13 protein-coding genes are annotated in these 18,102 nt (G+C 71.1%); 8 read left to right on the top strand and 5 right to left on the bottom strand.

Features of this window, described 5'->3' with window-relative positions; genetic code table 11:
• The first annotated feature begins 52 nt into the window (after nt 1-52).
• From speB to ACZ7L9_RS05075, 4 genes are all read left to right on the top strand, one after another.
• The gene (gene speB, locus ACZ7L9_RS05090) at nt 53-1,021 is read left to right on the top strand and encodes an agmatinase (RefSeq protein WP_406381580.1); all 969 of its coding nucleotides are present in this window, start codon (nt 53-55) and stop codon (nt 1,019-1,021) included.
• A complete protein-coding gene (locus tag ACZ7L9_RS05085) occupies nt 1,018-2,703 on the top strand; it encodes a thiamine pyrophosphate-binding protein (protein WP_471412576.1) in 1,686 nt (561 codons plus the stop codon). The genes speB and ACZ7L9_RS05085 overlap by 4 nt, the downstream gene beginning before the upstream one ends.
• Nucleotides 2,704-3,145: 442 nt before the next feature.
• Nucleotides 3,146-4,108 carry a serine hydrolase gene (locus ACZ7L9_RS05080; protein ID WP_471412575.1) on the top strand — a complete coding sequence of 321 codons (963 nt, stop codon included), beginning with the start codon at nt 3,146-3,148 and terminating at the stop codon, nt 4,106-4,108.
• A 154-nt stretch (nt 4,109-4,262) separates the two neighbouring features.
• On the top strand, nt 4,263-8,057 hold the full coding sequence (locus tag ACZ7L9_RS05075) for an ABC transporter ATP-binding protein (RefSeq protein ID WP_471412574.1): 3,795 nt from the start codon (nt 4,263-4,265) through the stop codon (nt 8,055-8,057).
• Nucleotides 8,058-8,078: 21 nt separating this feature from the next.
• Here the strand turns inward: ACZ7L9_RS05075 and ACZ7L9_RS05070 are convergent, their stop codons facing one another.
• Nucleotides 8,079-8,585: a hypothetical protein gene (locus tag ACZ7L9_RS05070; protein WP_471412572.1), complete on the bottom strand. Its 507-nt coding sequence runs from the start codon at nt 8,583-8,585 to the stop codon at nt 8,079-8,081.
• 175 nt (nt 8,586-8,760) lie between these two features.
• Between ACZ7L9_RS05070 and ACZ7L9_RS05065 the strand changes: the two genes are divergently transcribed.
• Both ACZ7L9_RS05065 and ACZ7L9_RS05060 read left to right on the top strand, forming a co-directional pair.
• A complete protein-coding gene (locus tag ACZ7L9_RS05065; protein WP_471412571.1) occupies nt 8,761-9,186 on the top strand; it encodes a hypothetical protein in 426 nt (141 codons plus the stop codon).
• Between the two features lie 99 nt (nt 9,187-9,285).
• Nucleotides 9,286-10,755 carry a S28 family serine protease gene (locus ACZ7L9_RS05060; RefSeq protein WP_471412570.1) on the top strand — a complete coding sequence of 490 codons (1,470 nt, stop codon included), beginning with the start codon at nt 9,286-9,288 and terminating at the stop codon, nt 10,753-10,755.
• Between the two features lie 64 nt (nt 10,756-10,819).
• On the opposite strand, the gene ACZ7L9_RS05055 is transcribed toward ACZ7L9_RS05060, so the two are convergent.
• Both ACZ7L9_RS05055 and ACZ7L9_RS05050 read right to left on the bottom strand, forming a co-directional pair.
• Complete coding sequence (locus tag ACZ7L9_RS05055; protein ID WP_471412568.1) at nt 10,820-12,688, bottom strand: glycoside hydrolase family 3 protein; 1,869 nt, start codon at nt 12,686-12,688, stop codon at nt 10,820-10,822.
• Nucleotides 12,689-12,847: 159 nt separating this feature from the next.
• Complete coding sequence (locus ACZ7L9_RS05050) at nt 12,848-13,759, bottom strand: LysR family transcriptional regulator (RefSeq protein WP_471412566.1); 912 nt, start codon at nt 13,757-13,759, stop codon at nt 12,848-12,850.
• A 100-nt stretch (nt 13,760-13,859) separates the two neighbouring features.
• Here ACZ7L9_RS05050 and ACZ7L9_RS05045 point away from each other — a divergent pair, with 100 nt between their 5' ends.
• Nucleotides 13,860-14,771: an EamA family transporter gene (locus tag ACZ7L9_RS05045; RefSeq protein ID WP_471412565.1), complete on the top strand. Its 912-nt coding sequence runs from the start codon at nt 13,860-13,862 to the stop codon at nt 14,769-14,771.
• 57 nt (nt 14,772-14,828) lie between these two features.
• Here ACZ7L9_RS05045 and ACZ7L9_RS05040 read toward each other — a convergent pair whose 3' ends face one another.
• Together ACZ7L9_RS05040 and ACZ7L9_RS05035 are read right to left on the bottom strand one after the other, a co-directional pair.
• Nucleotides 14,829-15,617 (bottom strand): sugar phosphate isomerase/epimerase family protein, encoded by a 789-nt coding sequence (locus ACZ7L9_RS05040; protein ID WP_471412564.1) that lies wholly within the window; start codon nt 15,615-15,617, stop codon nt 14,829-14,831.
• Between the two features lie 121 nt (nt 15,618-15,738).
• Entirely contained in the window at nt 15,739-16,818 is a 1,080-nt protein-coding gene (locus ACZ7L9_RS05035; RefSeq protein ID WP_471412562.1) for a LacI family DNA-binding transcriptional regulator, read from the bottom strand.
• Nucleotides 16,819-16,947: 129 nt separating this feature from the next.
• Between ACZ7L9_RS05035 and ACZ7L9_RS05030 the strand changes: the two genes are divergently transcribed.
• Complete coding sequence (locus tag ACZ7L9_RS05030; protein ID WP_471412561.1) at nt 16,948-18,099, top strand: Gfo/Idh/MocA family protein; 1,152 nt, start codon at nt 16,948-16,950, stop codon at nt 18,097-18,099.
• Nucleotides 18,100-18,102: the final 3 nt, after the last annotated feature.

The raw sequence follows: 18,102 nt of genomic DNA, 5'->3' as shown, positions 1-18,102 counted from the left end.
AAAGCGTGTACCACCTCCGCGTCACCCCGCATCGCATAAAGAAAGGCCCCCCATGAGCAGCAACGAAACGCCGCGCGGTCCCGTCGACTCCTCCCGCGTCCCGCGGTACGCAGGACCCGCGACGTTCGCCCGGCTGCCCCGCCTCGACGAGGTGGGCACGGCCGATGTCGCCGTCGTCGGCGTGCCCTTCGATACGGGTGTCTCCTACCGGCCCGGCGCCCGTTTCGGCGGCAACGCGATCCGTGAGGCGTCGCGCCTGCTGCGCCCGTACAACCCCGCGCAGGACGCCTCCCCGTTCGCCCTCGCACAGGTCGCCGACGCCGGGGACATCGCCGCGAACCCGTTCAACATCAACGAGGCCGTGGAGACGATCGAGGCCGCCGCCGACGATCTCCTCTCCACCGGCGCCCGTCTGATGACGCTCGGCGGCGACCACACCATCGCGCTGCCGCTGCTGCGCTCCGTCGCGAAGAAGCACGGCCCGGTCGCGCTGCTCCACTTCGACGCGCACCTCGACACCTGGGACACCTACTTCGGCGCCGAGTACACCCACGGCACCCCGTTCCGCCGCGCCGTCGAGGAGGGCATCCTCGACACCTCCGCGCTCTCCCACGTCGGCACCCGCGGCCCGCTCTACGGCAAGCAGGACCTGGACGACGACGCGAAGATGGGCTTCGGCATCGTCACCTCCGCCGACGTCATGCGCCGAGGTGTCGACGAGGTCGCCGACCAGCTCCGTCAGCGCATCGGCGACCGGCCGCTCTACATCTCCATCGACATCGACGTCCTGGACCCGGCGCACGCGCCCGGCACCGGCACCCCCGAGGCCGGCGGACTGACCTCCCGCGAGCTGCTCGAAATCGTCCGCGGGCTGTCCTCCTGCAACCTGGTCTCCGCCGACCTGGTCGAGGTCGCCCCCGCGTACGACCACGCCGAGATCACCTCCGTCGCCGCCTCCCACACGGCGTACGAGCTGACGACGGTCATGTCCCGCCAGATCGCAGAGGCCCGTACGAAGTGAGCCACGACCACCACGACGAGCGGCCGCAGCTCACCCCCGAGCAGATCACGGCCGCTCTGAACCCCCCTGCCGGGCGCAACGGCGGCGACCTCGTCGTCGAGACCCTCCAGGGCCTCGGCGCGACCACCGTCTTCGGCCTGCCCGGCCAGCACGCGCTCGGCATGTTCGACGCGCTGCGCCGCTCGGCCCTGACGTACATCGGCCTGCGCGTCGAGAACAACGCGGGCTTCGCCGCCGACGCGTACGGCCGCATCACCGGCGAAGTCGCACCGCTGCTCCTCTCCACCGGGCCCGGGGCGCTCACCTCCCTCGCCGCACTCCAGGAGGCGGCGGCCGCCTCCGCCCCCGTGCTGGCCATCTCCAGCCAGATCCCGGTCGCGGGCCTGGGCGGTGGCCGCCACGGCTACCTGCATGAACTCCGAGACCAGAAGGCGTCGTTCCGCGACGTCGTGAAGTCGGTCCACACCGTCCGTACGGCTTCCCAGATCCCGTCGGCGATCGCCGACGCCTGGGAGTCCGCGCTGACCGCCCCGCACGGCCCGGTCTGGATCGAGATCCCGCAGGACGTACTCCTCGCCGAGACCACCCTGCCCGTCGTCACGGCGATGGACGCCACCCCTCGCGCCCTGCACGCCCGTCCCGAACTGACCGCCGTCGCGGCCGATCTGCTGTCCAGGGCCGAGCGTCCGGCGATCATCGCGGGCGGCGGAGTCGTACGGTCCGACGCGTCCGGCAAACTGCTCGCGCTCGCGGAGAAGATCGACGCCCCGGTCGTCACCACCTTCGGCGGCAAGGGCGCCTTCCCGTGGGAACACCCGCTCTCGCTCCAGTCCTGGCTGGAGGACCGCTACACGACGGACTTCCTGGAGTCCGCCGACGTGCTGCTGGTCGTCGGCTCGGGGCTCGGTGAACTCTCCTCGAACTACCACACGTTCGCCCCGCGCGGCCGGGTCGTCCAGATCGAGGCCGACGCCGGCAAGCTGGAGTCCAACCACCCCGCACTCGGCATCCACGCCGACGCCCGCGAGGCCCTGTCCGACCTCCTCGACGCGGTCGACCGCCGCGAGGACCCGTCGGCGCCGGACCGGGTCCGTACGGTCCTCGAAGCGGTACGGACACGGATCGCCGGCCAGGAACTCACCCTGGAGCAGCAGCTCGTCGCCGCGGTCCGCGAGGCGCTGCCCGACGCGTCGCCCAGCTTCTGGGACATGACGATCCTCGCCTACTGGGCCTGGTCCGCCTTCGACGCCCGCCGCCCGAACACGATGCACTCGGCCCAGGGCGCGGGCGGCCTCGGCTACGGCTTCCCGGCCGCCCTCGGCGCGGCGGCGGCCGACCGTACGAAGCCGGTCCTGGCGGTCTCCGGCGACGGCGGCGCGATGTACTCGATCGCGGAACTGGCCACGGCCCGCCAGTACGACCTGCCGGTCACCTGGCTGATCGTCGACGACGGCGGCTACGGCATCCTGCGCGAGTACATGACGGGCGCCTTCGGCGAGGCCACGGCGACCGAACTCGCCCGCCCCGACTTCGTCGCCCTCGCCGAGTCCTTCGGCGTCCCGGCGGTCCGTACGACCCCCGAGACGCTCGCCGACGACCTGGCGAAGTCCCTGGCGGAGCCGGGCCCTTCGGTGGTCGTGCTCCCGGCCCTGCTGAGGATGTTCGAGCCGACGCACCTGTGACCGCGCCGGTCCCCGTGCGTCAGGCCATCAGACGGCCGTGTGCGGGTGCGTACCCGGCCATCTGCTGATGGAAGCCCTTGGTGAACTCCCCCTTCTCTCCTTCCCCGAGAGTGGCGGGGAGTTTGCCGTTGGGCGGTATGAAGTCCGCTATGGCACGGAACAGTTCGGCGGCGGCCTTTCCGCGGTCCGCACCCTTCCGCGGGCCTCGATCAAGTAGTCGGCTGCCTTGCTCAGCGGGGCTCTGAGGTGCTCCTCCGGCCGCTTCAGCACTGACTACCCCGGTCCCGGACGCAGCGAACGTCGTGCGGGGGCACCGGGCCTCCGACCGTCAAAACCTGGCCAATTGGCCCGTGTTTCGTACAACTTTCCCGTCCGCCGGGAGTCTTGTGTGTCGGGCGTGCCGGGGGCGCGCCCGCACAGATGACTCAGGGACGGAAACCTCATGACTGGATCCCACATAACCCGCCGTGCGCGGGGCGCGTTGTCCGTCGCGCTCGCCGCGGGCGTGCTCGCACCGGTGGCGCTCGGCGCCGCGCCCGCCGCCGCTGCGACGCCGACCGTGAGCTGCACGTCCGGCAAGACGGGGCTGGCCGCCAAGCTGTCGAAGGACATCACCGCCGCGCTCAAGGGGCGGAGCTCCACGACGGCCATCGCGCTCTACGACCGGACCACCAGGACGAACTGCTCCCTGCGGGCGACGACGAAGTACGACTCCGCAAGTGTCGTGAAGGCCACCGTGCTGGCCACGCTCCTCTGGGACAACAAGAAGCACAACCGCTATCTCACCCAGCGCGAGATAGACCTCACCACCGCCATGATCACCAAGTCCGACAACAACGCCACCACCAGCCTGTGGAAGCAACTCGGGGTGACCAAGGTCAAGGCGTTCCTGAAGGCCGCCGGGATGACGCACACCGTGCCTGGCTCCGGTGGCTACTGGGGGCTCACTCAGATCACCGCCCAGGACGAGCAGCGCCTGCTGACCCTGCTGACCGCCAAGAACTCCGTACTCAGCGACAACGCGCGTGCGTACGAACTGGGCCTGATGCGCAAGGTCGTCTCCTCCCAGCGCTGGGGCACGCCCGCCGGTGCGCCGTCCGGGGTGACCGTCCAGGTCAAGAACGGCTGGCTGCCGCGCGCCACCCACGGCTGGCGGGTGCACAGCATCGGCGCCTTCACGGGCAAGGGGCACGACTACGCGATCACCGTGCTCACCCAGGACAACAAGACGATGAACGACGGCATCAACACCATTCAGGCCGTCGCCCGCGCCGTGCACAAGGACCTCAACCCGGCGGCCGTCGCCTCGGCGACCGTCGCACCGCCCGCCGCCCCGCAGGAAGCGGTGCCCGCGGTACCGGAGGCTCCGGCGGTCCGCATGCTCACAGCGACGCCGCAGCCGTAGCGTCCGGCGGCCGGGGCCGTCATCGGCCCGGCCCCGGACAGTCGTGGATGACGGACGGCCTACGACGAAAGACCCGTCTTTGTAACGGCGGGATGAAATCCGCTGCCCATCGTGTTGGTGCCTTCCGGTAGAGCAGGTCGAACGGGAGGCACCGGTGACGGACGCAGGGGACGCAGTGGGCGCGGCACGGGCCCCGGGCTGGGCTCGGCGGCTGAGCGGCTACGCGTGGCGCTACCGGCGCAATGTGCTGCTGGCGCTCGGCTCGTCGCTCGTCGGCATGGCGGTGATGGCCCTCGTCCCGCTGATCACCAAGGTGATCATCGACGACGTCGTCGGCGACCACACGCGGTCCCTCGCCGTCTGGACCGGACTCCTCATCGCCGCCGCCTTGCTGGTGTACGTGGCCACGTACATCCGCCGCTACTACGGCGGCCGCCTCGCCCTCGACGTGCAGCACGACCTCCGTACCGAGATGTACGGGACGATCACCCGCCTCGACGGCAAGCGGCAGGACGAGCTGTCCACCGGGCAGGTCGTCGGGCGCGCCACCAGCGACCTCCAGCTGATCCAAGGGCTCCTGTTCATGCTCCCGATGACCATCGGGAACGTGCTGCTCTTCCTCGTCTCGCTGGTGATCATGGCGTGGCTCTCGCTGCCGCTCACCCTCGTCGCGGTCGCCGTCGCCCCCGCCCTCTGGTACATCGCCCGCCGTTCCCGCGCCCGGCTCTTCCCGGCCACCTGGTACGCCCAGGGGCAGGCCGCCGCCGTCGCCGGAGTCGTCGACGGGGCCGTCTCCGGGGTCCGGGTCGTCAAGGGGTTCGGGCAGGAGGAGCAGGAGACCGGCAAGCTGCGCGAGGTCGGGCGCAGGCTCTTCGCGGGGCGGCTGCGGACGATCCGGCTGAACGCCCGCTACACCCCCGCCCTCCAGGCCGTCCCGGCGCTCGGCCAGGTCGCGATGCTGGCCCTCGGCGGCTGGCTGGCCACCCGCGGTGAGATCACCCTCGGCACGTTCGTCGCGTTCTCCGCCTACCTCGCCCAGCTCGTCGGCCCGGTCCGGATGCTCGCCATGGTCCTGACCGTCGGACAGCAGGCCCGGGCCGGGGTCGAACGCGTACTGGAACTGATCGACACCGAGCCGACCATGAAGGACGGCACCAAGGAGCTCCCGGCCGACGCCCCCGCGAGTGTCGAGTTCGACGACGTACGGTTCGGCTACGCCGACGACCGGCCCGTCCTCGACGGCTTCTCGCTGACCATCGAGCCCGGTGAGACCGTCGCCGTCGTCGGCGCGTCCGGCAGCGGCAAGTCCACCGTCTCGCTGCTGCTGCCCCGCTTCTACGACGTGACCCACGGCGCCGTCCTGGTCGGCGGCCACGACGTCCGCGAGCTGACCCAGCAGTCCCTGCGCGCCGCCATCGGCCTCGTACCGGAGGACAGCTTCCTGTTCTCCGACACCGTTCGCGCCAACATCGCCTACGGATTCCCCGACGCCACGCAGGAACAGATCGAGGAAGCGGCCCGCGCCGCCCAGGCCGACCGGTTCATCGCGGAGCTGCCCGAGGGCTACGACACCAAGGTCGGCGAGCACGGACTCACCCTCTCCGGCGGCCAGCGCCAGCGCGTCGCGCTCGCCCGCGCCATCCTCACCGACCCCCGGCTCCTCCTCCTCGACGACGCCACCTCCGCCGTCGACGCCCGCGTCGAGCACGAGATCCACGAGGCGCTGCGCCAGGTGATGGCCGGCCGGACGACCCTCCTGATCGCCCACCGCCGCTCCACCCTCGGCCTCGCCGACCGGATCGCCGTCCTGGAACACGGCAGGCTCGCCGACATCGGCACCCACGAGGAGCTGGAGCGCCGCTGCGCGATCTACCGGCGGCTGCTCACCGACCCGGACGAGCTGGGCGGCACCTCGCCCGGACACCAGCCGGTGACCACCGCCGCCGACATCACCCCCGAGGACGACCGCGCGCTCCAGGAGGAGCTGGACGCCGAATTCGACGCCGAGCGCGGCATCAGCCCCCGCCTGTGGGTCCGCGAGGAGGAGCCGCGCGACACCGAGGTGGCCGGCATGCCCGCCACCCCCGAACTGCTCGCCCAGGTCGAGGCGCTGCCCCCGGCCACCGACACACCCGACATCGACGAGGCGCGGGCCGTCCGCGCCGAGGAGTCCTACGGACTGCGCAGGCTGCTGCGCGGCTTCGGACTGCCGCTCCTGGTGAGCCTGGCGCTGGTGGCGGTGGACGCGGGCGCCGGGCTCCTGCTGCCCGTACTGATCCGGCACGGCATCGACAAGGGTGTCTCGCAGCTCGCCCTCGGCGCCGTCTGGGCGGCGTCCGCGCTGGCCCTGGTGGTCGTACTCGTGCAGTGGGCCGCCCAGATCGGCGAGACCCGGATGACGGGCCGCACCGGCGAGCGGGTGCTGTACTCACTGCGGCTGAAGATCTTCGCGCAGCTCCAGCGCCTCGGCCTGGACTACTACGAGCGCGAGCTGACCGGCCGCATCATGACCCGGATGACGACGGACGTGGACGCGCTGTCGACGTTCCTGCAGACCGGTCTGGTCACGGCCTTCGTCTCCGTCGTCACCTTCTTCGGCATCATGGTCGCGCTGCTCGTCCTCGACGTGCAGCTGGCCCTCGTCGTCTTCGCGACGCTGCCGGTGCTGGTCATCGGTACGTTCTTCTTCCGCCGCAAGAGCGTCCAGGCGTACGAACTGGCCCGGGAGCGCATCAGCGCCGTCAACGCCGACCTCCAGGAGTCCGTCTCCGGGTTGCGGATCGTGCAGGCGTTCGGCCGCGAGCGCGACGGCGCGGACCGGTTCGCGGGGCGCAGCGACCACTACCGCGAGGCCAGGGTTCGCGGTCAGTGGCTGATCTCGGTCTACTTCCCGTTCGTGCAGCTGCTGTCGTCGGTGGCCGCGGCGGCCGTCCTGATCGTCGGCGCGGGCCGGGTCGACAACGGCACGCTCACCACCGGTGCGCTGGTCGCGTACCTCCTGTACATCGACCTGTTCTTCGCCCCGGTTCAGCAGCTCTCCCAGGTCTTCGACGGCTACCAGCAGGCCACCGTCTCCCTCGGCCGCATCCAGGAACTCCTGCGGGAGCCGACGTCCACCGACGCCCCGGACGAACCGCTGGACGTGCTGTCGCTGCGCGGCGAGATCGCCTTCGAGGGCGTGTCCTTCGCGTACGGGAGCGGCGACGGCGCCGAGGAGGCCCTCAGCGGTGTCGACCTGCGGATCCCGGCCGGCCAGACGGTCGCGTTCGTGGGTGAGACGGGTGCCGGGAAGTCCACCCTGGTCAAGCTCGTCGCCCGGTTCTACGATCCGACGGGCGGCCGGGTCACGGCGGACGGCACCGATCTGCGTCGCCTCGACCTCACCGCGTACCGGCACCGGCTCGGGGTCGTACCGCAGGAGGCGTACCTCTTCGCCGGTACGGTCCGTGACGCCATCGCGTACGGGCGGCCCGAGGCCACCGACGCCGAGGTGGAGGCGGCGGCGCGGGCGGTCGGCGCCCACGACATGATCGCCACGCTGAACGGCGGCTACCTGCACGAGGTGGCCGAGCGGGGCCGCAACCTCTCGGCCGGCCAGCGCCAGCTGATCGCGCTCGCCCGCGCCGAACTGGTCGACCCGGACATCCTGTTGCTCGACGAGGCCACCGCCTCCCTGGACCTGGCCAGCGAGGCAGTGGTCAACCAGGCGACCGACCGTTCCCCGAGCTCTCAACTCCGTTCGAGCGGGGGAGGCCCCGTTTCCGGCCGCCGCACCACCCTCATCGTCGCCCACCGGCTGACCACGGCCGCCCGCGCCGACCGGGTCGTGGTGATGGACCACGGCCAGGTCGTCGAGGACGGCACGCACGACGAACTCCTCGCCAGGGAAGGGCACTACGCCGTGCTGTGGCGCACCTTCATCGGGGAGGACGAGCCCGCCGGGGTGTGAGCGCCGGGCCCGCCCCCGGTGTCACTCGCCGATGCCGGAGATCTTGCCGGTCCGCAGATCCGACTGCACGGTCAGGTACGAGTACCTGGGGTGCTTGCCGTTGCTCCAGGCGAGCCGCACCTTCGACCAGGTGTGGCCCGCGCCGCTGTCGCCGGAGGTGACCCGGAAGGCGAGCGGGGTGTTCTGGGCGCGGAGCACACCGTCCGCGTGGTTGCGCTTCTCCCATGTCTCCAGCTGGGTGCGCAAGTGGGGCGTCAGATAGAACGTCCTCAGGGCGGTGGCGAGCTTGTCGCCGTCCTTCGCCGTGACGGCATCGATGTAGGCGGCGTAGAAGTGGGCAACCTGCTGGAAAGCCGGGCTGCCGGCGTCGCTGCGGACCGGCGCCGCGGCAACCCGGGTCTGCGGGGCGGCCGTGGCGGCGGGGACCACGGCGACGGCGGTGACGGCGGTGAGGAGGGCGGTGGCGAACAGCTTCCGGCCGATGACGCGCCGGCCACGGGGGGCCTGGGCGCCCGGGAGTTGGAACATGACAGTTCCTGCCTTTCGTATTTTTCTGCCCTGTTTGACCCATGCTGTGGGGATTTGGTTGTCCTGGTGGCGGAGCGCGCCCGATGCAACCTCCGGATGGCCTCCTGCGTCGTACACACGTACGCACATGTGTCGAACGTGGGCGTGGGCTTTCGATCTGACGATGGGGCTGCTGGTGATCACAGGGACCGGAAAGGCCGACAGACGCGCAAAGGGCGGACCACGCCGGACGCTTGCGCGGCTGTTCGTTCTGCCGCTGGTGGCCGTCGTCGGTCTGGTGCTCACCGGTACCGCGGCGAACAGCGCCGACGCCGCAACCATCTGCGCCGGGCGCCCCGCGAAGACGGTCACGTTCAAGACCGGTGAGCTGCGCGTCTTCAAGAGCCGCTCCTATGCCTGCGCCGTCGCGGTGGCCAAGAAGCCGGGCCCACGCCGCACGATGTCCGTGACGCTCCAGCCGCGCGGCGGCAGCCCCGTCGTAGACAGCGGCCGGTACACCCGACAGGCCGGCCCGGTGACCGTCCACGCGCTGAACCGGTGCGTCCGGGCCTCGGCCACGATCTCCGGAAAGTCCGGTTCCACGGGCTGGATTCTCTGCTGACGGCCCCGACCCGTGATTTTCCGGGGCCGACGGGGTCTGGCGGCGCAGGTGTCGCCCCGCTAGGTTCACGGCGTCTGTTGTGAATCATGGGGAGGGTGTATGCGTAAGGCGCTCAGAGGGTTCCTGTCGCTCGCGGTGCTCATCGGCACGGTGAGTGCGACGGGTGCCTCGGCCGGGGCGGCGACCGCTGCGGAACCGGCCGCGTTCCGGAGCACGGCCGGCAGTGACAGCGGTACGAGCACGGACATCAAGGACCGCATCCTGGCCATCCCGGGAATGCGTCTCATCGAGGAGAAGCCGTACGACGGCTACCGCTACTTCGTCCTCGAGTACACCCAGCCGATCGATCACCGGCACCCGTCCGAGGGCACCTTCCAGCAGCGCATCACCCTGCTGCACAAGGACACGTCCCGCCCGACGGTCTTCTACACCGGCGGCTACAACGTCTCCACGAACCCGAGCCGTTCCGAGCCGACCCGGATCGTCGACGGCAACCAGGTCTCTCTGGAGTACCGGTTCTTCACCCCGTCCCGGCCGGCGCCCGCCGACTGGTCCAAGCTCGACATCTGGCAGGCCGCCAGCGACCAGCACCGCGTCTTCACCGCGCTGAAGCAGATCTACACCAAGAACTGGCTGACCACCGGCGGTTCCAAGGGCGGCATGACCGCCACGTACTTCGAGCGCTTCTATCCCGAGGACATGGACGGCGTCGTCGCGTACGTCGCGCCCAACGACGTGGTCAACAAGGAGGATTCGGCGTACGACCGGTTCTTCGACAACGTCGGCACCAAGGAGTGCCGCGACAGGCTGAACGGGGTGCAGCGCGAGGCGCTGGTCCGCCGCGAGCCGCTGGAGAAGAAGTACCAGGAGTACGCCGCGGCGAAGGGCTACACCTTCGACACCACCGGCTCGCTCGACCGGGCGTACGAAGCCGTCGTCATGGACTACGTCTGGGCGTACTGGCAGTACAGCCTGCTGTCCGACTGCGACACCATCCCGGCCGACGCCAAGAACGCCCCCGACCAGGCGATCTGGGACTCGATCGACTCGATCTCCGGCTTCTCCGCCTACGCCGACCAGGGCCTGGAGAAGTACACCCCGTACTACTACCAGGCGGGCACCCAGCTCGGCTCGCCGAACATCAAGCAACCGTGGCTCGGCAACCTCAGCCGGTACGGGTACCAGCCGCCGCGCAACTTCGTGCCGCGCTCCATCCCGATGAAGTTCCAGCCGTCGGTGATGCGCGACATCGACAGCTGGGTGAAGCAACACGCCAACCACATGCTGTACGTGTACGGAGAGAACGACCCGTGGGGCGCGGAGCGCTTCCGGCTCGGTGCGGGCGCCCGGGACAGCTATGTCATGACCGTGGCGGGCGGCAACCACGGCTCGAACGTGGCCGGCCTCGCCGCCGACGACAAGGCGAAGGCCACGGCGGCCATCCTGCGCTGGGCGGGCGTCGCCCCGGCTGCCGTGCGGGACGACCCGGCGAAGGCGAAGCCGCTCGCGAAGTTCGACGCACGGCTCGACAAGCGGGACGTGATGAACGAGCGCGGGCTGCGGCCGTAACCGGCCCTTGCGCGAAGCCGTACCAAGGAAGGGGCTGTGCGGGTGCACAGCCCCTTCCCGGTTCTCAGTACGTCAGTCCGTACCCGACCGGGTACAGCACCCGAGCCGGATCGTCCGCGCGCTGCACCGGCACCGGCAGGGTGCCCTCCGGTTCGGCGCGGCCCGCGATCACCCGGGCGGCGGCCCGCAGTTCGACGTCGGTCCAGGAGTACGTGGCCAGGTTCGCCGCGAACCCGGTCCCGGCCAGCTGCGCGATGTCGTACGGATTGCGGATCGCGACCGTGATCACCGGGACGCCGGTCGCCGCCAGTGCGCTCACCAGGGTGCGCTGCGAACTGGTCGCCGAGACGTTGTACGTGGCCACGATCACCGCGTCCTTGCCCCGTGCGGCCGCCACCGCCTCGTCGATCTTCGCCTTGGTGGGGGCGGTGCCGGTGGACAACGCCGTTGCCGCGTGGCCCAGTTCGCCGAAGGCGTTGGCCAGGGTCGTGGTGGGCGGTCCGGTGGTACCGGACGGCGAGGCCGGATCGGCGCCGACCACGAGGAGGCTCTTGTGGGAGCGGCGGGAGAGGGGCAGCACGGCGCCGTCGTTGGCGAGCAGCGTGGTGGTGCGCTCGGCGATCCGGTCGGCGGCGGCGAGATGGGCCCGCGTCCCGACGGTACGGTCCACCCCCGCGTGGCTGACGAACGGGTCGTCGAACAGGCCGAGCTTCGTCTTCAGCCGCAGGATCCGCAGGATCGATTCTTCGATCCTGGCCTCGCTGATCTCACCGCTCTTCACGGCTTCCAGGACGGCGTTCCAGGAGACGTCGAGGTTGGGCGGGTTGAGCAGCTGGTCGACGCCCGCCCGGAGCGCGAGGACCGGCACGCGCTCGTCGCCGTACTTCGTCCGCACGCCCTCCATGCCGAGCGAGTCGGTCACCACGACGCCGTCGTATCCGAGTTCCTCGCGCAGGATGCCGGTGAGGATCGGGCGGGACAGCGTCGCCGGGTCCTCGGCCGGATCCAGAGCCGGGACGACGATGTGCGCGGTCATGATCGAGTCGATGCCTGCGGCGATCGCGGCCCGGAACGGCGGCTCGTCCAGCTCCGCCCACTGCTCCCGGGTGTGGTTGATGACCGGCAGACCGGTGTGGCTGTCGGTGCTGGTGTCGCCGTGGCCCGGGAAGTGCTTGGCCGTCGAGGCGATGCCGCTGCTCTGATACCCCTTCACCTGCGCCGCGACCATCCCGGCCACGGACTGCGGGTCGGAGCCGAAGGAGCGTACGCCGATCACCGGGTTGGCCGGGTTGACGTTGACGTCGGCGTCCGGGGCGTAGTTCTGGTTGATGCCGATCGCGGCCAGTTCGGCGCCCGCGATCTGCCCGGCCTTGCGGGCGTCGGAGCGCGAGCCGCCCGCGCCCAGCGCCATCGCGCCCGGCATCAGGGTGGCGGGTTCGCCGACGCGGCAGACGATGCCGTGCTCCTGATCGGTGGAGACGAGGAGCGGCAGGGGAGTGGGGCCGGCGAGACCGGCGCGCTGGATGCCGTTGGACAGGTCGGCGATCTGATGCGGGTCGCGGGTGTTGTGCGCCCAGGCGAAGTAGATGATCCCGCCGACGTGGTACTTGGCGATCAGCTCGGCGGCGGTACGGACCCCGATCTCCGCCAGGTTGGCGTCGATGTCGGCCTGGTCGGGCTCGGTGGCTGAGTGCCCGTACACCCGCATCACGAAGAGCTGCCCGACCTTCTCCTCCAGGGTCATCCGGGAGATGAGCCCCTTGAGGCGACTGGTGGTGGCGGCTGAGGTGTGGTGCCCGGCGCCGGGGCCGCTGCTCGCGGACCGCTGGGCGGCGACGGCGGCGCCGGGGGCGACGACGCCGCCCACGACGGCCGCCGCGGCCGTCGTGGCGGTGGCGGTGAGGAGGGTGCGTCTGGAGGGGCGGTGGTGCACGTGTGCTCCTTCGGCCGTACTCGGGGACGAGGGGTGGTGAAAGAAACGTTGGTGAAAGAAACTTCCAAGGAGCACGGATATCCAGAAAATAACTTCCGGTCAAGGGCTCGGACCGTTTTGAGTCCGTCCGGTGCTCGTGGGCGCGGCGCCGGGCGGCCGTTACCTCGTCAGCCCCACGGCGGTCCCGTGGGCCTGGAGCGCCGACACCGCCGCCGTGATCGAGGGCCGCCGGGCCGCCTCCGTACGCCACAGCGCGTACAGCCGACGCACCGGTACGGGATCGAGCGGCACCGCGACCACCCCGGGCGGCAGCGGCCCCCGGCCCAGCCTCGGGATCAACGCGACCCCGAGACCGGCGGCGAGCAGGGCCAGCTGCGTGTGGTTCTCCTCCGCCTGGTGCCGGATGTCCGGCTCGTAACCCGCCGCGCGCAGCGTCCGTACGAGCCAGTCGTGGCAGACCCTCCCGGGCGGCTGGCAGATCCATCGCTCCTTCGCCAGCTCCTCGCGCCGCACCGCCTCCCGACCGGCGAGCCGATGGCCCTCCGGCACCAGCAGATCGCACGGGTCGTCACCGATCACCGCCTGCGCCACGCCCTCCGGGGCGGGCAGCGGGGCGATGTCCCAGTCGTGCGCGACCGCCAGATCGATCACACCCTTGGCCACCAGGTCGACCGAGAGATGCGGATCGACCTCGGTCAGCCGGACCTCCAGCGCCGGATGGTCCCGGTCCAGCCCGGCCAGCACACCGGGCAGCAGCCCGCGCGCCGCGGACGCGAACGCACCGATCGACAGCCGCCCGGTCGGCAGCCCCCTGCGCTCTTCCAGCGTCGTCTCCGCGTGCTCCACGATCGCCAGCAACTGCTGGGCGGTGGTGGCGAGATGGAGCGCGTCCTCGGTCAGTGCGACGCCGCGTCCGCGCCGTTCGAGAAGGGTCGTACGGGTCTCCCGCTCCAGCTTGGTGATCTGCTGCGAGACCGCCGACGGGGTGTAGCCGAGCGCGGCGGCGGCGCCCGCGACGGAGCCATGGACGGAGACGGCGTGCAGCGCGCGCAGCCGGGACAGATCGAGCACCGGAACCTCCCGGACCTTCCTGATTCATTAGCAATGCTCAATTCCATCATGAAGAAATCCGCGCTGGTGCTACATGGTCCCGGCGGGCGATCCTCGCTCCATGCGTCCCCTTCACATCGCCCTGGCCGCCCTGGTGGCCGCCGTCTGGGGTGTCAATTTCGTCGTCATCGAGGTCGGCCTCGGGCACTTCCCGCCGCTGCTCTTCTCCGCCCTGCGCTTCCTGGTCGCCGCGCTGCCCGCGGTCTTCTTCGTCGGCCGGCCCAAGGTCGCCTGGAAGTGGATCGCCGGTGTCGGGCTCGTCCTCGGAGTGGCGAAGTTCGGGCTGCTCTTCATCGGCATGGACCGCGGCATGCCCGCCGGTCTCTCCTCGCTGGTGCTCCAGGTCCAGGCGGTCTTCACGGCTCTCTTCGCGGCGCTCGCCCTCGGTGAACGACCGGGCAGAATACGGGTGTTGGGAATGGGGGTGGCTCTCGCGGGCATCGGGGTGGCCGCGGTCGACGAGGGCGCGGGCGGGCCCGTGCTCGCCTTCGTCCTGGTGATCGCGGCGGCGGCCTGCTGGGGTGTGTCCAACGTGCTGACCCGCAAGGCCGCCCCGCCCGACTCCCTCAACTTCATGGTGTGGGTATCGACCGTGCCCGTGCTCCCGCTGCTCGGCCTCTCCCTCCTCTTCGAGGGCTGGGACCGAGACGCCGATGCCCTGGCCGCGCTCGACTGGAGCGGCGCCGGAATCATCGTCTACGTCGCCTGGATCACCACCGTCTTCGGCTTCGGGGCCTGGGGCTTCCTGCTGCGCCACCACCCGGCCTCGTCGGTGGCCCCGTTCACCCTGCTCGTCCCGGTCTTCGGGATGTCCTCGGCCGCGCTGTTCCTCGGTGAGTCGGTGAGCCCGCTGCGGTGGTGCGCGGCGGCTCTCCTGGTCGGCGGGGTGGCCCTCACCTCGCTGGCGGGGGCGCGCAGGCCGCGTACCGCGGCCCCGGATTCCCCGGAGCCGCGAATGGCGCGGGCGCGCTGAACAGTCCTGGCCGCACTGCCGAGGGCGGCACGGGTGGTCCGAACAGGCCGGGCCGCCCTACTGCTTGGGCGCACCCGGCCCCAGCAGATACTCCCGCCCGGCGGCCAGCAGCCCCGGCAGCTCGGCGGCCCCCGGGTGCCAGCGCTTCTCGTACTCCCAGCAGACCCAGCTGTCCGCGTCCAGGGTGTCCAGGCACTCCCGCAGCGGCAGCACCCCCGCGCCCAGCGCCAGCGGCGTGGTGTCCTCGGCCGACGCGATGTCCTTCACCTGTACGTATCCCAGGTGCGGGGCGAGCACGGCATGGCTCGCGACCGGCTCCTCGCCCGCCAGCCAGGTGTGCATGATGTCCCACAGCGCGCCGACCTGCTGATGCCCGACCGTCCCGGCGATCCGGGCCACGTCGGCACCGGCCCGGTGCGAGTCATGGGTCTCCAGCAGGATCCGTACGCCCAGGTCGGCCGCGTGCGGGGCGGCGGCGCCCAGTCGGCGGGCGGCGTTCGCATCGGCCACCTCCGGGTCCAGCCCGCCGCCACCGGGGAAGACCCGGACGTTGGAGGCGCCCAGGTCCCGCGCCAGCTCCACCAGCCCGGCGAGCTCGTCCAGCACCGGCTGGTCGTCCCCCTCGGCGGCGACCCGGACGTACCCGGCGACGGTCAGGATCTCGACGCCGCCCCTCTTGAACTCCTCGACCATCTCGGCACGTTCGGCCGAGGAGAGCCCCGGGTGCACCGGCTCTTCGGGGTGGGCGCGGAGTTCCACCCCCTGGTAGCCGTGGTCGACGGCGAGCCGGACGACGTCGGCGATCGGCATCCCCGGTACTCCGAGGGTCGAGAAAGCGAGCTTCACGTGGGTGTTCCTTCCGTCGGTACGTGCCACTGCGCCTGACGGACCGGACAGCGGCCCGCACATCATCGGCCCCTGGCACGCGGTACGGGTACCCGGGACCAGGATGCGGAACCCGGCCGTGTCACGTCCGCGGCGGTGCCGTCGACCCTCGCACCATCAGCTCCGCCGCGATCGTCGCGATGCCTCCCGGCGGCGGTGTCTCCTTGCCCATGGCCAGCCGGCCCGCCCGCGCGCCCGCCTCGAACAGCGGCAGCCGTACGGTTGTCAGCGCCGGGACCGCGTCCACCGAGAACGGCAGATCGTCGAAGCCCGCCACCGAGATGTCCTGGGGGATGCGGAGACCGCGGTCCCGGATCGCCGCGCCCGCTCCCAGAGCCACGGTGTCGTTGGCGGCGACGATCGCCGTCACCTCCGGTTCGCGGCGCAGGAGTTCGAGGGTGGCGTCGTAGCCGGACTGCCGGTCGTAGGGGCCGTGCACGGTGAGGCGTTCCTGCTCCCCGGCACCCGCCTCGTCGCCGAGTCCCGCCGCCCTCATCGCGTCGCGGTGGCCTTCGAGCCGGTGGCGGGTCGTCGTCCGCTCCAACGGGCCCGCGACATTGCCGATCCGCCGGTGGCCCAGCGACAGCAGATGCTCGGTGAGCCGGCGCCCGCCGCCCCGGTCGTCGAAGGCGAGCGCGGCCACGACGGCCTCGCCGTCCGGCAGCGGGGGTCGCCCGCACAGCACCACCCGGGTGCCCGCGTCCGCCAGCTTCGCCAGCTTGGCGGAGATCGCCGCCTGATACGCAGGGTCCTCCAACGCGCCGCCGGTGAGGACGACGGCGGCGGCGCGCTGGCGCTGGAGCAGGGTGAGATAGGTCAGTTCGCGCTCGGGGGAGCCGCCGGTGTTGCAGATGACGGCGAGCTTCTCGCCGCCGGCCCGCCCGGAGCCGTCACCCGGACCGCCGATCTCCGTCTGTGCCGCGCCCGCCATGATCCCGAAGAACGGGTCGGCGATGTCGTTGACCAGGATGCCGACCAGATCGGACGTGGCTGCCGCGAGCGAGCTCGCCGGTCCGTTGAGCACGTAGTCGAGGTCGTCCACCGCGCGCAGGACCCGCTCCCGGGTGGACGCGGCCACCGGATAGTTGCCGTTCAGCACGCGGGAGACGGTGGCCGGGGACACCCGGGCGCGAGCCGCCACGTCCGCCAGGGTGACTGTCATCGCTTTCCTCCGAGGGTGATGAGGAGTGAGAGGAGTTATCGGCGCGCCCCCTCTTGTCCGGGCCGCTGTCGGCAGGCTAGCGTCATACGGCATAGAAAGCGCTTGCTAAAGCTGTATGGAGGGAACTTCGTGACACGCAGGACAGTGCGCATCGCCATGAACGGCGTCACGGGTCGCATGGGGTACCGGCAGCACCTGGTGCGCTCGATCCTCGCGATCCGGGAACAGGGCGGCCTCGATCTCGGCGACGGCGACGTGCTGTGGCCCGAGCCGGTCCTGGTCGGCCGCCGCACCCACGCCCTGGAGGAGCTCGCCGCGCGGCACGGCCTGACCGAATGGTCGACCGACCTCGACGCGGTCCTCGCGGACGAGACCATCGACATCTACTTCGACGCCCAGGTCACCTCGGCCCGCGTCGAGGCGATCAAGAAGGCGATCGCCGCGGGCAAGCACGTCTACACCGAGAAGCCCACCGCCACGGACGTCGACGGCGCCCTGGAGCTGGCCCGGCTGGCCCGCGACGCCGGGATCAAGCACGGTGTCGTCCAGGACAAGATTTTCCTGCCGGGTCTGCTGAAGCTGAAGCGCCTCATCGACGGCGGCTTCTTCGGCGAGATCCTCTCCGTACGGGGCGAGTTCGGCTACTGGGTCTTCGAGGGGGACTGGCAGGAGGCCCAGCGCCCGTCCTGGAACTACCGCGCCGAGGACGGCGGCGGCATCGTCGTCGACATGTTCCCGCACTGGGAGTACGTGCTCCACGAGCTGTTCGGCCGGGTCGCCACCGTCCAGGCGCACGTCCAGACGCACATCCCGCAGCGGTGGGACGAGCAGAGCAAGCCGTACGCCGCCACCGCCGACGACGCCGCGTACGGCATCTTCCAGCTGGAGAGCGGCGCCGTCGCCCAGATCAACTCCTCCTGGACGGTCCGCGTCAACCGCGACGAGCTCGTCGAGTTCCAGGTCGACGGCACGCACGGCTCCGCCGTCGCGGGCCTTCGCAACTGCCGCGTCCAGCACCGCTCGGCCACCCCCAAGCCGGTCTGGAACCCCGACCTCCCGGTCACCGAGCCGTTCCGCGACCAGTGGCAGGAAGTCCCGGACAATGCCGTCTTCGACAACGGTTTCAAGGCCCAGTGGGAGCTCTTCCTGCGTCACATCGTGCTCGACGAGCCGTACACCTGGGACCTGATGGCGGGTGCCCGCGGTGTCCAGCTCGCCGAACTGGGCCTGAAGTCCTCCGCCGAGGGCCGCCGCTTCGACGTACCGGAGCTGACGCTGTGACGA

It is taken from the genome of Streptomyces sp. NPDC111516 (genome assembly GCF_055635345.1).
This window is presented reverse-complemented; position numbering and strand designations above follow the sequence as displayed.

Bases quoted from the DNA above. Each gene is read 5' to 3' on its own strand.
- speB (WP_406381580.1), top strand. From the start codon at position 53: ATGAGCAGCAACGAAACGCCGCGCGGTCCCGTCGACTCCTCCCGCGTC.
- ACZ7L9_RS05080 (WP_471412575.1), top strand. From the start codon at position 3,146: ATGACTGGATCCCACATAACCCGCCGTGCGCGGGGCGCGTTGTCCGTC.
- ACZ7L9_RS05070 (WP_471412572.1), bottom strand. From the start codon at position 8,585: ATGTTCCAACTCCCGGGCGCCCAGGCCCCCCGTGGCCGGCGCGTCATC.
- ACZ7L9_RS05060 (WP_471412570.1), top strand. From the start codon at position 9,286: ATGCGTAAGGCGCTCAGAGGGTTCCTGTCGCTCGCGGTGCTCATCGGC.
- ACZ7L9_RS05045 (WP_471412565.1), top strand. From the start codon at position 13,860: ATGCGTCCCCTTCACATCGCCCTGGCCGCCCTGGTGGCCGCCGTCTGG.
- ACZ7L9_RS05035 (WP_471412562.1), bottom strand. From the start codon at position 16,818: ATGACAGTCACCCTGGCGGACGTGGCGGCTCGCGCCCGGGTGTCCCCG.